Origin of the sequence: Aeromonas sp. 604282 (assembly GCF_049170575.1) — a bacterium.
GTDB classification, from domain to species: domain Bacteria; phylum Pseudomonadota; class Gammaproteobacteria; order Enterobacterales; family Aeromonadaceae; genus Aeromonas; species Aeromonas veronii_A.
Genome location: NZ_JAAKMV010000005.1, coordinates 178,054 through 193,412 on the forward strand (window position 1 = coordinate 178,054; position 15,359 = coordinate 193,412).

The 15,359-nt window shown below is 55.5% G+C and carries 12 protein-coding genes and 1 riboswitch; of the genes, 3 read left to right on the plus strand and 9 right to left on the minus strand.

The window, feature by feature from the left end:
* Positions 1-132 precede the first annotated feature (132 nt).
* From G5367_RS08690 to ppx, 3 genes are all read left to right on the plus strand, one after another.
* Positions 133-648 carry a glycine cleavage system protein R gene (locus tag G5367_RS08690; protein WP_005344548.1) on the plus strand — a complete coding sequence of 172 codons (516 nt, stop codon included), beginning with the start codon at positions 133-135 and terminating at the stop codon, positions 646-648.
* A 74-nt stretch (positions 649-722) separates the two neighbouring features.
* Positions 723-2,792 (plus strand): polyphosphate kinase 1, encoded by a 2,070-nt coding sequence (gene ppk1 / locus G5367_RS08695; RefSeq protein WP_005344546.1) that lies wholly within the window; start codon positions 723-725, stop codon positions 2,790-2,792.
* A complete protein-coding gene (gene ppx / locus G5367_RS08700) occupies positions 2,782-4,272 on the plus strand; it encodes an exopolyphosphatase (protein ID WP_421243986.1) in 1,491 nt (496 codons plus the stop codon). Before ppk1 ends, ppx begins: the two co-directional genes overlap by 11 nt.
* Positions 4,273-4,345: 73 nt before the next feature.
* On the opposite strand, the gene mgtE is transcribed toward ppx, so the two are convergent.
* The 9 genes from mgtE to flgE all read right to left on the minus strand — a co-directional run bounded on the left by mgtE (position 4,346) and on the right by flgE (position 15,350).
* The gene (gene mgtE, locus G5367_RS08705) at positions 4,346-5,695 is read right to left on the minus strand and encodes a magnesium transporter (RefSeq protein WP_421243987.1); all 1,350 of its coding nucleotides are present in this window, start codon (positions 5,693-5,695) and stop codon (positions 4,346-4,348) included.
* 122 nt (positions 5,696-5,817) lie between these two features.
* Positions 5,818-5,987: riboswitch (M-box (ykoK) riboswitch) on the minus strand.
* 176 nt (positions 5,988-6,163) lie between these two features.
* Positions 6,164-7,372, minus strand: coding sequence for a flagellar hook-associated protein FlgL (gene flgL / locus G5367_RS08710; RefSeq protein WP_421243988.1), 1,209 nt, complete (start codon positions 7,370-7,372; stop codon positions 6,164-6,166).
* Between the two features lie 4 nt (positions 7,373-7,376).
* Positions 7,377-9,380, minus strand: a complete 2,004-nt coding sequence (locus G5367_RS08715; protein ID WP_421243989.1) for a FlgK family flagellar hook-associated protein — start codon at positions 9,378-9,380, stop codon at positions 7,377-7,379.
* A 2-nt stretch (positions 9,381-9,382) separates the two neighbouring features.
* On the minus strand, positions 9,383-10,441 hold the full coding sequence (flgJ, locus tag G5367_RS08720; protein WP_216979073.1) for a flagellar assembly peptidoglycan hydrolase FlgJ: 1,059 nt from the start codon (positions 10,439-10,441) through the stop codon (positions 9,383-9,385).
* A gap of 43 nt (positions 10,442-10,484) precedes the next feature.
* Positions 10,485-11,582, minus strand: a complete 1,098-nt coding sequence (locus G5367_RS08725) for a flagellar basal body P-ring protein FlgI (RefSeq protein WP_005344534.1) — start codon at positions 11,580-11,582, stop codon at positions 10,485-10,487.
* 8 nt (positions 11,583-11,590) lie between these two features.
* Positions 11,591-12,262 (minus strand): flagellar basal body L-ring protein FlgH, encoded by a 672-nt coding sequence (gene flgH, locus G5367_RS08730; protein ID WP_236346693.1) that lies wholly within the window; start codon positions 12,260-12,262, stop codon positions 11,591-11,593.
* 14 nt (positions 12,263-12,276) lie between these two features.
* Positions 12,277-13,065, minus strand: coding sequence for a flagellar basal-body rod protein FlgG (gene flgG, locus G5367_RS08735; RefSeq protein WP_005344532.1), 789 nt, complete (start codon positions 13,063-13,065; stop codon positions 12,277-12,279).
* 14 nt (positions 13,066-13,079) lie between these two features.
* Complete coding sequence (gene flgF, locus G5367_RS08740; RefSeq protein ID WP_005344530.1) at positions 13,080-13,826, minus strand: flagellar basal-body rod protein FlgF; 747 nt, start codon at positions 13,824-13,826, stop codon at positions 13,080-13,082.
* Positions 13,827-13,964: 138 nt separating this feature from the next.
* On the minus strand, positions 13,965-15,350 hold the full coding sequence (gene flgE / locus G5367_RS08745; protein ID WP_216979074.1) for a flagellar hook protein FlgE: 1,386 nt from the start codon (positions 15,348-15,350) through the stop codon (positions 13,965-13,967).
* Positions 15,351-15,359 lie beyond the last annotated feature (9 nt).

The window sequence follows — 15,359 nt, forward strand, 5'->3', positions numbered from 1 at the left end:
CAGCAGACAAGCGTATGGAAAGTGTAAAAGTCCCGTCTTTTTATCTATTTGCCAGCAGACGGGGGTTCATATGACCAGCCACAGCAGGCACAATGGGGATCGAGCAAGAAATCCAATTTCAAGGAGAGCAGGATGCAAAAGCAATTGGTGGTCACCGTGATCGGTTCAGACAAACCCGGGATCGTCGAGAGTCTGGCGGCTGTCATCAGCCGCGAGCAGGGCAACTGGCTGGGCAGCGCCATGAGCGAACTGGCAGGCCAGTTTGCCGGAATCCTCCATGTCTCAGTCCCCGACGAGCACTATCGCAGCCTATGCGAAGCACTGGCCCTGCTGCCGGGTCTGACCATCAGCTTTGCCGAAGGGACACCAACCACCGAGCCGGCTCATCAGGTAATGATGACGGTAACCGGCAACGACCGCCCCGGCATCGTCCATGAAGTAGCCAGCATCCTGCGCCAGCTCGAGATCAACGTGGCCGATCTCACTACCGGCTGTGAGCCGGCCCCCCACTCAGGCGCCCCGCTATTCTATGCTCACGCGCTGGTTGCCTTGCCCGACGGACTCGCGATGGATGACCTGATCACCGCGCTGGAATCCCTCTCCGACGATCTGGTGGTCGACATAGACGAGGCGTTCAGCGAGCAGTAACAATACCGTCATTTATTTGTCATATATTAACGCCATAACTGCCGCGCAGACGCGACCTGAAACAGAGGCACAAGATGAGCACCGACAAGCTGTATGAAGAGAAAGAGCTGAGCTGGCTCTCATTCAATGAACGGGTGTTGCAAGAGGCAATGGACAAGACGGTGCCCCTCATCGAGCGGGTCCGTTTTCTGGGGATCTTCTCCTCCAACCAGGATGAGTTCTTCAAGGTGCGGGTATCGGACGTCAAGCGTCGCATCCTCATCAATGAAGTACATGGAGGCGACGATGAAGCCAAGGTGCTGCTGCGCGCCATCCAGCAAAAAGTGATGGCGCTCGGTGAAGCGTTTGACAACACCTACAAGGAGCTGTTGATTGCGCTCGCTCGCCACAACATCTTCCTGGTCAACGAGAACCAGCTCTCCGATGCCATTCAGAAATGGCTGCGGGTCTTCTTCAAGGAGAAGGTGCTGCGTCATATCATCCCGATCCTGCTCAACAAGGAGGTCAATCCGGTCAAATTCCTCAAGGATGAGTACACCTATCTGGCCATCGAGATGAAGAAGAACGGTCAGGTGATCCAGTACGCCCTGGTGGAAGTGCCGACCGACGACCTGCCCCGCTTCTTCCAGCTGCCGCCGGAAGGGACCCGCCGCAAGAAGCAGATCATCATTCTGGATAACGTCATCCGCTTCTGCCTCGACGAGATCTTCAAAGGCTTCTTCGACTACGACGAGATTGCCGCCTATGCGGTGAAGCTGACCCGGGATGCCGAATACGACCTCTCCGACCAGCTGGACTTGAGCCTGGTGGACAAGATGAGTGACGGCTTGAAGCAGCGCCTCACCGCAATGCCGGTGCGTTTCGTCTACGAGCGGGAGATGCCCGCCGCCATGATAAGCTTCCTGAAACTCAAGCTGCAGATCAGCTCCTACGACGCCATCATGCCGGGTGGGCGTTACCACAACTTCAAGGATTTCATCGGCTTCCCCAACGTGGGCCGTGACTATCTGGAAAACCCCAAACTGCCGGCCCTCGATTGCCGCGATTTTGACGGCTTCGTCAACGCCTTCGATGCCATCACCAAGCAGGATATTCTGCTCTACTACCCGTATCACAAGTTCCACCACTTCACCGAGTTGGTGCGCCAGGCGGCGTTCGATCCGGCGGTGAGCGCCATTCGCATCAACATTTATCGGGTGGCCAAGAAGTCGCGGATCATCCACTCCCTCATCGATGCCGCCAACAACGGCAAGAAGGTGACCGTGGTGGTCGAGCTGCGTGCCCGCTTCGACGAAGCGGCCAACATCGACTGGGCCAACATCCTCACCGATGCCGGGGTCAAGGTGGTGTTCGGGGTACCGAGCCTCAAGATCCATTCCAAGCTATGCCTCATCACTCGCCACGAAAATGGCGAGCCAGTGCGCTATGCCCACATCGGTACCGGTAACTTCAACGAGAAGACCGCCAAGATCTACACCGACTTCTCGCTGCTGACCCGCAATCCGGATATCACCGCCGAAGTAGAGGGGGTGTTTGAATATATCGAGTACCCCTATCGGCGCTACAAATTCAACCACCTGCTGGTCTCCCCCATCAACAGCAGACGTCAGCTCTATCGTCTCATCGACAACGAGTTATCCAACGCCAAGGCGGGCCAGCCGAGCGGCATCATCCTCAAGATCAACAATCTGGTGGACCGGGATCTCATCAACCGGCTCTATGCCGCCGGTCAGGCGGGCGTGCCGATCCAGATGATCATCCGTGGCATGTGCGCCCTGCGGCCGGGCGTGCCGGGTTTGAGTGACAACATCAAGGTGATCAGCATCATCGACCGCTTCCTCGAGCACCCGCGGGTGATGGTGTTCCACAACAAGGGCAACCCCCAGCTCTATATCTCCAGCGCTGACTGGATGAGCCGCAATATTGACGGCCGGATCGAGGTGGGCACGCCCATCTATGACGAGCGGCTCAAGCAGCGCATCATGGATATTCTCGAGCTACAACTGAGTGATACCTGCAAGGCGCGGGTGATCGATGCCGACCAGAAAAACGAATATGTGAAGCGGGGCAATCGCCGAAAAATCCGCTCTCAGGTCGCGATTTACGACTATCTCAAACGTATCGAGTCAAACAATGGACAATAGCCTCTACGCCGCCGTCGATCTCGGCTCCAACAGTTTTCACATGGTGATCGCCCATCTGAGCGAAGGGCGTTTTCGCATCGTCGATCGCATCAAGGAGCGGGTGCGTCTGGCCGAGGGGATGGACGAGCAGAAGCGCATGAGCCCAGAGGCGATGGAACGCGGCCTCGCCTGTCTGTCACTCTTTGCCGAACGGCTCACCAATATCAAACCGGATCAAATTCGTATTGCCGGTACCTACACCCTGCGCCGCGCCAGTAACGCCCGTGAATTCGTCAGCGAAGCGGCCAAGGTGCTCAACCACCCCATCGAGATCATCAGCGGGCAGGAAGAGGCGCGCCTCATCTATCAGGGCGTCGCCCATACCCAGCATATTGAAGGTCAGGTACTGGTAGTTGACATCGGCGGTGGCAGCACCGAGCTCATCATCGGCGAGGGGTTCGATCACAAGGCACTCACCAGCCGCAAGATGGGCTGCGTCAGCTTTACCCAGAGTTTTTTTGCCAGCGGCAAGCTGAGCGAGAAAAACTTCAGCAATGCGGTGCTGGAGGCGCAGCACCAGCTCGCCCCCATCGTCAACCAGTACCGCAAGCTGGGTTGGCAGAGCTGTCTTGGCAGTTCAGGCTCGATCCGCACCGTGCGCGACGTACTGCAGGGTGAGGGGCTGACTGACGGCAGCATTACGCTGGAGGGGCTGGAGCGACTTAAAGCCCTGATGATCGAGCGCAAGCGGGTCGATAACCTCAAGCTGGTCGGGCTCACCGAAGAGCGTCAGGAGGTGTTTGCCGCCGCGGTCGCCATCCTGCTCGGCCTGTTTACCTCGCTGCCCATCGAGCGGCTCGACTACTCTGATGGCGCCCTGCGTGAAGGGCTGCTCTACGAGTTTGAGGAGCGCTTGCAGCACCACGATATCCGCGAGCGCACTGCGCAAGCCCTTGGCACCCACTACCGGATGGACAAAAAGCAAGCCGCCCGGGTAGAGCAGAGCGTGCTGACCCTGTTTGACGCCCTGCAAGAGCCCTGGCAGATGGAGGTAGAGCCCTATCGCGCCATCCTCGGCTGGGCAGCGCGGCTGCACGAAATTGGCCTTGCCATCAACTACAGCGGCATCCACCGCCACTCCGCCTATATCCTGCAACACACCGACCTGCCCGGCTTCAACCAGGACGATCAAGCTCTGCTGGCGGCGCTGGTACGCTTTCAGCGTAAGGGGCTCAAGCTCTCCGAGCTCCCTTCCCTGCCCAACCACGACATGCAAACGGTGCTGCGCTGCATCCGCATTCTGCGCCTTGCGGTAGCAGCCCATCACAGACGCCAGGACGACCTGCTGCCTGAGTGGAGAGTCTCAGTGCAAGGCGATCAGCTGGTTGTGACCCTGCCGATCGACTGGTGCGAGGAGAACCGCCTTCTGATGCAGAATCTGGAGAAGGAGCACCGTTATTGCCAGGAGCAGGGCTGGCCCCTGCTCTTTCAACTGGCCTGAGCCCGCAGATACGCAGATACGCAGATAGCAAAGAGGCAGCCATCGGCTGCCTCTTTGCTTTGCTGTTTCCCCGTCAGGCTACCTGCAACTGCGGGAGCAGCAGCTTGGCAATCTCGAAGTAGATGATAAGACCAGTGCCATCCACCAGGGTGGCAATAAAAGGAGCCGATACCACAGCAGGATCGATACGGAAGCGACGCAGTACCATTGGGATGATGGAGGCAACTGTGGCGCTCCAGAGCACGATGGCGATCACCGTCAAGGTCACTACCATGCCAATTTCGGGACCGACACCGAGGCTCCATGCTCTAACCCAGGCCGCCATTGCAATGGCACCTGAAATGAGCAGACCTGTAGAGAGTTCTTTCTTCAGCACGGTACCGAGGTTACGCAGACTCACCTCCCCGACCGCCATGGCACGTACTATGGTGGTGGTGATCTGGGTACCACTGTTGCCCCCTGTGCCGATCAGCAGCGGGATAAAGAACGCCAGCGCGATGACCGCCTCAAGCTGCTCTTCGAACGCTCGCAACACGGTGCCGGTGTAGGCTTCCGCCACAAACAGGATGAGCAACCAGCCCACTCTTTTACGCCATAGCTGCCAAGGTGTCGCCTGTAAGTAAGAGGTATCGAGCGGGGATGAGCCCCCCTGCATCTCGGCATCCTCGGTCGATTCTAGTTCCAGAATATCGGCCGCATCATCAACATGGAAAATACCGACCAAGCGCCCCTGATCCTCTACTGGCAGGACCGAAAGGTCGCGATCGATCAGCAGGCGTGCAGCCAGTTCCTGATCCGCCCGGGCATTGATCCGGACGGTTTCGCGATCCATCAGCGTAGTAACACTGGCCTCGGGGTCGACAATCAGCAAGCTCTTGAGCGAGATACTCCCCTGCAGACGACCGTCTACATTGACCACATAGATGTGGCGAAATAGCTGGGCGTTGTCCCAGGCGTCGTGGATCAGCTGCTTGGCCTTGCCAACGGTATCCTGTTCGCTCACCGCCAGATACTCATAGCGCATGTTAGCCCCAACGGACTCAGACGGCCAATCCAGCAGGGAGTAGTACAACGCCTGCGCCTGGGCCGGGAAACGGGCCAGCAGCATGGTGCGTTCCTGGCGACCCAGCTTGCGCAGGATAGCCACCATTTCGCGGCGGGGGATCGCCTCTTGCAATACGCTGACGATGCTGCCATGTAGCCGCAGCAAAAGGCGACCGGCACACTCTGCGGAGAGAGAGGCGATCAGTTCTGCCCCTTCTGACGCAGGCAAGGTGTCAAAGATGCAGTTGAGCTCTTCCGGACGCAGGGTTAGCAGCTGATCGGCACGCTGAACCGGATCCAGGTTGTGTTCCAGCCAGCTTTGCAGACTGGCGAGATCGAGTAGTTGATGACGGTTGAGAATGGTGTGTGTTTTCTTCATCACAAAGAACCTCATGTGATTTCAGGCAAGCCTGAATGCTTCCGGAAATAGCCGGATGCAACGACAAGAAAACAGCAATTTGATTGACGAGTAATAGGCAGGAAATGACGCCGTTCGGCGTGTCATCATCCCCACGTACCAGCTTTAGCACTGTATAACGTATCCGGCATGCCGGAAGCCACTTGGGTTTACACCTTAATCCGATGAAAACTGTCCTGATCTTGGGCGTCTCTGGACGTCGTGAGATCAGTGGCCTGTGTTTATACAGGAGCCTCGCCTAACGAGATGCTGCAAATAATATGCACAACCCTCTGTTGTGCGGGCGGCATGATTATCCAATCCCACCGGGAGGTCAACCCCGCCTCAACCATGAAACCGAGTATGGCAACAGCTTGTTACAATTGTCCGACAATACCAGGGGAACTCTGCCGGAAACCCACAGTAAAAAGGCCCCATAGGGGCCTTTTCTTAGCGAATATAGTCAAATAATGTCAGACGACTTATTTTGCTAAACGAGAGTTGTGAGGCACTCAAGGCAGCATCTTCTTTGGACAACGTTGAAATCACCTCATAGAGATCGGCCTCCGACACCTTGGATCTCGCTTCGGCGTTGAGAGTGCTCAATCCCTCGTTGGACCCCATCACCTGCTCCAGACTATTCATACGGCCACCCAGCTCACCCAACCCGTGATCGATATTCAAACGAGCATTTTTCATATGAACAGTGGCATCAGCCACTTTTTGCTCAAAGCTCTCCGCGGAAATATTGGGGTCACGCAGAGCAGTAATAAAATCCGACATCCCGTTCAACACGTTGTCATTTTTGGGAGGATTAAGAGCAAACTGCTGGGCTGCGCCACCTGCAGGCTGGTCCAGTGTCAATTCGAGACCATTGAACGGTATTTTGGTACCAGGAGTGTAATTGCCCGTCTGCAGAGTATTGCCACCGGCATCTTTGATATCATAGGTATCAGGTGGGCCAATGGTGGTAGAAACAGTGTAGGTGTTGCTGGGCAGTGTCGGGTCATAACTTGCTTTATAGAAATTATCAAAATCCCCCTGATCACCGACCCCGACGTTGATATTTGCACTGGTGGCACTGGCGGTTCTTCTGGTCGCTACGATTTCAAACAGATCCTGTCCAGAATCATTGGCAGCAATTTGCACTGTGGGTGATACCTGAATATTTCGCTGGCCAGGATCACCCTGATAAATGTATTTGCCGTTGGCGTCTCTTATATAGGGCTGTGTCTTGCTCTGATTGCCACCGAAAATAAATTCACCCGATGAGTTCTTGCTGTTCATCAGGTCAAACATTTGCTGCTGCAACCCTTCCAGTTCGCTGGCGATGGCCTTGCGGTCATCAAGGCTGATGGCACCATTATTGGACTTCTGGATCAGGGTCTGGGCACTGAGCATCGCAGTATTGAGAGAATCCAATACCGTCTCTTCATGTCCCAGGCTGTTCTGCAGCAAACTGCCATTCACACTGTACTGTTTGAACAACTCAATCTCTTTGTTCAATGCCATCTTCTGGCTCATGCCTGCTGGATCTTCACCAGCAGTCTGAAACTTGTTGCCGGTTTGCAACTGCTGATAGGCCTTGTCCAGCCGCTCGTTGGTATTGGTCAGGGAGTAAAGATTCCGATCGTAGATCATGTTGGTGGTGATGCGCATGACGTTACCTCACGGACGAAAGCAATGTATCGAAGATGGTTTTGGCCGTACTGACCACCTGGGCGGATGCCGCATAAGATTGCTGGAAACGGATCAGATTGGCCGCCTCCTCCTCCAGATTGACCCCGGAGACGCTCTCATAGATCCCGGTACTCTGGATCAGCTTGGATTCATTGGCTTTAAGCTGAGTTTTTGCCTGGCTCGTATTGTTGCCCACTTCCATCACCAAGCCTGAGTAAGCCTGGTTGAAAGTCATCTTGTCGTTGGTCGTTCCCCCGTTGGTACTCTTGCGCACCAGATCCTTGTTTTGCAACTCCGCCATAGCCAAGCCATTACTGTTGTCAGCAAAACCATTGGTATTGTAACTGAGCTGGAAGCTGTCGGTTTGTACTACCGTGCCGGTAATACTGAACTCGTAGCCCGGGCTCTGTTTAGGGTTGCTATAGACCGCGGGTCCGCCCGGAAAGGGGCTGACGATAGATGCCATCAAATTCTGCCCTTTGCTGGCTGCCGGAGCGATTCCTATCAAGGTAGTCCCATCACCGGCATATACCTCATAGTTGCCGTTGTTGCCGATCTTGACGATCTGGGGCGCGGCGGGATCCAGGCTATTGGTACCAAAACCGGAACCCGTTCCGGTATTGAAGACACCATCCAGTTTAATGTCCGCACTGCCGATGTTGTTGGTTGTCTTCTGCACTTTAAGCGGTGCAGCCAGGGCCAGGTCTTCCGGCCGGGTGATCTGCTGAGCAAGCCCGGCAGCAGCCCCCTTTGCCGGTTGCAGTAGCAGCTTGTCTCCTGCCGCCGGTGTGCCGGTAAGATCGATCGAGATCCCGTGACCAGCCACTTCAAACGTCGCTGGCGGCGTGGTGCCTGTTGCCACAGAAGTTCGATTTCCTGCTTTGTCCAGCGAGAACACCTCATATCCGGTCGCACTGCTAAAGCGTACTTCATAATCGAAAGGGGTCACTGAGCTTCCTTTGCCTGCGACGAAGCTGACATTCGCCCCGACCGACCCCGTGTTGTCGCCATAAGGCAATCCCTTGCTGGTTGGCAGGGTGAAAATATCGCTGCCCAACTCGTTGTCCAGATCCATCCCGAGACGGTTTTGCTGATTCATGGCATCTGCCATCGCAACGGCCAACTGCCCCAGCTCACGCTTGGTCGGCTCCAGGTCGGTACGCGCCTTGAACAACCCTCCTATGGCTCCCCCAAACGTATCGTGATCAATGAGTGCCTGATTGTCGCCAAGGGTCAGTTGCAACTCCTGATCACGGGAATCAGGGTCTCCTGCCACCACCTTGAACTGGGCAACGCCTCCATCCAGGATCAGCGAATGGCCAGTACTCATATTGACCAGCATGCTGCCGTTGGGTTGAGCAACGGTGCGAATATCCATCTTCTCGGAAAGCTGTCTTATTGCCTCGTCACGCTGATCAAACAACATCAGGTTCTCTTCGGGTGATCCCTGAGTGCGAATGATCGCCTGGTTGAGATCATTGATACTGGTCAACAAGCTGTTGACCTGCTTGGTTTCATCTTCAATACGGGTATTGAGGGTATCGCTGTGCTTGTCGAGCTGGGCCGATAGTGTGTGAAATCGGTTTACCATACCACTCAACTCCGTCATCACTACCTTGCGGCCCCCGATCTCGGCGGGCGATTCATTTGCCGAATGAAAGGACTTGAAATAAGAGGTAATGGTCTCACCCACACTGTTGCTGGTGTCTCCCAGCAGGCGATCCACATCGGCCAGCTGTTCGTAATGGGTCAGAGATGCGTAAAAGGCAGAGGTATCGCGACGCACCTCTCCCTGCATATAGCTGTTGATCACTCGCTCGGTCTTGATATCACCGGTACCAAGACCGATGGCATTGGTATACACCAGCGTACGCTCGCGCACATAGCCCTGGCTATTGACGTTCACGATGTTGTTACTGGTGCTCTGCAACAGACGCTGCTGGGCCAGCACGCCCGATGATCCAATTCCAAGCAGATCGCTTGCCATATTTACAGCTCCATCTCGTTGTATCGGGCAATGGCATCACTGCGCAATACCTGTTTCAGTTTTCTGGCGTAGTGCGGATCGGTGGCATAACCTGCCTGTTGCAATGCCTCGAAGTAGCGATCCGGACTGTCCACCTTGGCCAGGGCCCCCTTGTAGCGCGAACCCGAGGTGAGAAAGTCCACATAGTCATTGAAGCTCTCTTCAAACGAGCCATACGAACGAAATGCCGCTTTCTGGCGGGATGCGACGCCCTCTTCATATTCCAGGGTGCTGACGACCGCCCTGGGGCCCTCCCAGCGAGGGTCGGCCTTGATGCCAAACAGGTTATGAGTCATCTGCCCCTCACCATCCTTGATCACCCGCTTGCCCCAACCACTTTCCAATGCCGCCTGAGCCACCAGCACCGCCGGACTCAATCCCAACTTGTCCGCAGCCTTCTTGGCTAACGGCATCAGGTGCTGCACAAACGCTTCCGGACTATCAAACTGTGCGCTCCCCTCCCCATGACTACGATGGTGAGCCACAGGCACCATTGGCGGTACACTACGGTGGGCGCGCGTGGGCATGACGAGCGGGGTTTTCCCCTTTTCCATCTCTTTTTCAGCAAAATCTTTGCCAACTTTTGATGCTGAGATCAAATCAGTGGCTGCCGTCGTGGGTGGTTCGTAGGGTTTATAAACTCGTTCCGTACGCTGCGGCATCTTCAGCACCCGACCATCCTGGTGGACAAATGTCTCCGGTGAGAGCTGCCTGGCCACCATGTCAGCCAATCCAAGCCCCCCCTTGCTGGACATGTCTGCCACTCTCTGTTCATCCAGCATCCCTTCATAGAACTGGGTATAGCTACTGTTCATCGGGTTGTCCTGAGTCAATACCCCGTTGGCCTGACGCATGCTCTGAAACAGCATCTGGGTAAAGATTGACTCGAACTGGCGCGCAGCTCCCTGCAGTGCCTCGGCCTGCCCCTCTTTGCTGTGGCTCATCTGGCGCAGACGGTCCAGGTTCTTGATATCCTGTACCACCCCGAGATTAATGCCGCTGTTGGTGTCAAACTCCGCCATTTTGTTTACCTCATTGCCACCCGTGGCAATCACTTGCCGCCAGTTACAATATGACCAGTTGCCCCTCGATAGCGCCGGCCTGCTGCAGCGCCTCAAGAATAGCCATCAAATCACCGGGGGCGACGCCAACCTGATTGACCGCCCGGACCAGATCGTCCAGGGTCGCACCGGTATCAAACTTGAACATCCGCCCAGGCTCCTGCTGGACATTGATGGTCGAGTTGTTGGTGACCGTGGTCTCGCCCCCCGCCAGCGGGTTGGGTTGAGAGACCTGCTGGTTTTCGGCGATGGTCACCGTCAAACCACCGTGACTGATAGCAGCCGGTTTGAGCTTCACCTGACTGCCGATAACGATGGTGCCTGTACGAGAGTTGACGATGATCTTGGCCGCCTCGTTGGCCGGGTCCACCTCCAGGTTCTCGATAGTCGCCAGATAGGAAACTCGCTGGCCCGGATCCCGCGGGGCATAGACCTTGACCGAGGTGGCATCCAGAGCCTGAGCGGTATTGGGCCCCACCAGATCGTTGACTACGTCAGCCAGCCGACGCGCAGTAGTAAAGTCGGGGCGGTTGAGGTTGAAGGTGATCGTATCTCCCTGACTAAATGAGTTGGGCACCTCTCGCTCTACGGTTGCACCATTGGCAATCCGGCCGACGGTCGGAGTATTGACCACTACCTTGGAGCCATCAGCCCCCTCGGCACCCAGCCCGCCTACCACCAGGCTGCCCTGTGCGACTGCATAGACCCGCCCATCCAGCCCTTTCAGAAAACTCTGCAGCAGCGTACCACCGCGCAGGCTCTTGGCCTCACCAATGGCAGAGACAGTGACGTCGATAGTCTGGCCCGGCTTGGCAAACGGCGGCAAATCCGCATGGATCGCCACCGGCGCCACATCCTTGATCTTGGGTTTGATGTTGTCCGGGACCTTGATGCCGAAGTTGTTGAGCATGGTGCGGAAGGTCTGCTCGGTAAAGGCGTTGTTCTTCTCGCCGGTACCTGGCAGACCCACGACCAGACCGTAACCGATCAACTGGTTGCTACGCACCCCCTCCACCGAGCTGATGTCCTTGATCCGGGCGGCATTCGCCAGCCCCAAGGGCAGCAGACAGCAGAGCAGAGTCACGAGACGGAGTGACTTCATAACATCTCCTAGAGCGGCCACCAGGGACCATTGAAAAAGCTGGTAAGCCATCCCTGTTCCTGGGTATTGGCCAGATCGCCGGTACCACCGTAATAAATGCGGGCATTGGCGACTTTCTGGGATGACACACTGTTATCCGAGGTGACATCCTCCGGTCTAATCAGGCCGGTGATACGGATATACTCATTGCCATTGTTGAGCATGATCCACTTCTCACCTCGTACCAGCAGATTGCCATTGGGTAATACCTTGGCAACACTGACCGAAATATTGCCCTGCAAACTGTTGCTTTGATCTGCTTTTGCCTGCCCCTTGAACGCACTGTTTTGACCGATGGATGCGGAGAGATCATAGGGGCTGGCCGTAACCGGTACGCCCCCCAGCGTCACTGGTTCCAGATTAAACTTGTTGTCCTTGCCACTCTGGGTATTGGCCTTCTTCGATGCAGATGTTGATTCCGACAACTCGATGGTGATGATGTCACCCACCTTGTGTGCCTTGATATCCGAGTAGATGCCATTAACCTGATCCGGTTGAAAAATAGCACCCGTCGGCCTCACCGAGACCGGTTCCGACTCCCCGTATACGGGGGAAAACTCGGGGTCATCAGGCCTGGGTGTATTGGGAGTACTACTACACCCCCCCAACACCAGCAACCCCAGCATCCATACGCTTTTCATCATGGCTCTCCCCATTAGGTCCGCTGGATCAGGAAGGACATCATGCCATCCACCGCAGAGAGGACTTTGGAGTTCATCTCGTAGACTCGCTGAGCCTGGATAAGATTCACCAGCTCTTCGGTGACGTTAACGTTGGAGCTCTCCAGCATCCCTTGCTTAATGACTCCCATACCATCCGCCCCCGCAGTCCCCTGAATGGCGGCACCGCTGGACTGGGTTTCCAGAAACATGTTCTCACCCATCGGCTGCAGGCCACTGGCATTAACAAAGTCTGACAGGGTGATCTGTCCGACCACCTGAGAGGCTCCATCCCCCTTGAGCTGTACCGAGACCTGACCATCAGTACCGACAGTGACACTCTGGGCATTTTCCGGAATCTGGATTTCTGGCTGCAGAGGATAGCCGTTACCCGGTGTCACTATGGTGCCTTCACTGTTAAGGGTGAATTGCCCATTACGGGTATAGGCAAGGCTGCCGTCGGGCAATTGGATTTCAAAGTAGCCACGACCACTGATCATCAGATCCAGCGAATTGTCAGTCGTCTGTACGTTGCCCTGGCTGTGGTTTTTCTGGGTGGCCACGACCTTGGCTCCAGCACCGAGCATCAAGCCGGAGGGGAGCTCGGTATCGGCCGACGAACGGCCACCGGGCTGATTAATGTTCTGATAAAGCAAATCTTCAAAAATAGCCCGCGATTTCTTGAAACCAACGGTGCTGGCGTTCGCTAGGTTGTTCGATGTGACCGAAATATTGGTCTGCTGAGCATCCAACCCGGTCTTGCTGATCCAGAGTGCAGGATTCATAGGTAACTCCTCGATTAGCTGATACGCAGCAACTGGGTTTGGGCCTCGTCATTCTCTTCGGCCGTTTTCATCATCTTGACTTGGGTTTCAAACTGTCGTTGTAACCTGATCAGGTTGGTCATCTCATCCACCACATTGACGTTGCTCCCCTCCAGGGAGCCGGCAATCAGGCCAACATTGGCCGAGGCGGGTTCATTCTGGCCATCCTTGCGCCGGAACAGACCATCTTGCCCCTTCTCTACCGCATCGGCAGCCGGGTTAACCAGCTTGATCCGCTGAAAATCTTCCGACAAGTTCGCAGCTGCCCCTTCAGGACGACCACTGATAGTGCCATCCCGATTGATTTCGAGTTTCTCCATCGGCATTGGCAGCACGATGGGTTGACCACCGTCATCCACGACGTTCAGACCGGTCGAGGTTTGCAGGTTACCAGTCGCATTGACCTGCAGATTTCCCATACGGGTATAGGCCTCCCCCCCCTTGGGATCTTGCACTGCAATCCAGCCGGGACCATCCACCGCCACGTCAAGATCCCGCCCCGTGGTCATCAACATGCCATGCTGCAAGTTCTGGCCGGGACGTTCCGTCATGGCAAATACCCGACTGGGCAGCCCCTCACCAAAAGCCTGCATGCTGCGGGCCTGCTCGAAATCTGATTTAAAGCCGGTGGTATTGGCATTGGCGAGGTTATTACCGCGAACAGCCAGGCTGTTCATGTTCTCTTTGGCCCCGGACATGGCGATATAAAGCAGGTGATCCATGGGATTCTCCGTCAAACAGATGACTCTGACAGCAGAGCTGCAATTTGGATGCCAACAGAAGGGGGAATGCCGCACCATTCGGCAGCAGAGATCTATAAAAAAACGGGGCACCCAAGGTGCCCCGTTGCCGGAGAGGAATTAACGGATCTGCAAGATGGTCTGCTGCAGCGAACTATTTACCTCCAGAGAGCGGGAGTTGGCCTGGAAGTTACGCTGGGCAGTGATCAGGTCAACCAGTTCGGAGGTCAAATCCACGTTGGATTGCTCCAGCGCCGACGATTTGATGGTACCGAAGGTGCCGGAGTTGGGCGTTCCCGGCAATGCATCGCCGGAGAGCAGGGATTGCCGCCAGGAGGTATCTCCTATCTGGGTCAACCCTTGTGAGTTGGCAAACTTTGCCATGGCCACCATGGCCACCTTGATGGTTGTCGCGTTACTGTAAGTCGCGGACACAATGCCATCCGGCGTGATCTCGACTTTGGTCAAACGGCCGACTGTGGAACCATCCTGTGACAACTTGTTGACTTCGAACGGTGAGGCATATTGGGTTATTGTGCCCAACGAAATCTCAAAGGTCTGAGTGGGATCAGCACCATTAGTGATGATGCCTGCGCCGCCTGCCCCCAACGCCACTGTTTGAATTGTTGCAGGGGTAGTTGGGGTGATCATTTTACCATCGGCACCAAAGGTAAAACGAGCAGCTAACGGTACAGGATTCACACCTGTTGCCATCTGGGTTTGAACCCCGCTATCAATATCAATAGGCTTGTCGCCCTCATATAAATACATACGCCATGCTGTAGGATCTGCCGGTTTGGTAGGATCCGCATCGCTTGCTTCTTTGACGAAATACTGGGTGATGGTATGGGGTTCACCTAAAGAGTCGTACACCACAACAGACGTGGAAGACGAGTAAGTTTTCGAGTCTTTTGGATCAAAACTCGACAGACTGCCAACCACAGGAGGCACCGCAAGAGGATCCGGCATTGTTCCCGCCGACAAGGGGGTCGCCTTGGAAGGCAAATTGAAGCTCGCTTCAACCTTGCTGGTCTTTATAGGCTCACCCGCTCGATCCGGTATCTGGATCGGCTTGGTCGCATTGATACTCACAGCTTTCGGCGTACCGTCAGCATTAATTTCATAACCTTGCAGATAATGGCCCTGATTGTTAACCATATAACTGTTTTCATTGAGCTTGAACGCGCCAGCCCGAGTATAGGTGCGATCCAGGTTAGTCAAGCTGTCAGAGGTCACAAAGAAGCCATTCCCCTGAATAGCCAAATCCAGCGCGTTATTGGTAAATTGCAGAGCCCCCTGATGAAACTGCTGAGCCACCGCACCGGTCGCCACACCGTTACCAACCTGGGTCTTGGCATTGACAAAAATGGAGTTGGCGTAGACATCCGCAAACTCGGCACGGGACTCTTTAAAGCCCGTAGTATTAACGTTCGCAATGTTGTTAGCGGTGACGTTCAAGTCTTTTTGTGCCGCGTTAACACCGCTCAAGGCATTGTTAAATGACATATCCAGCTC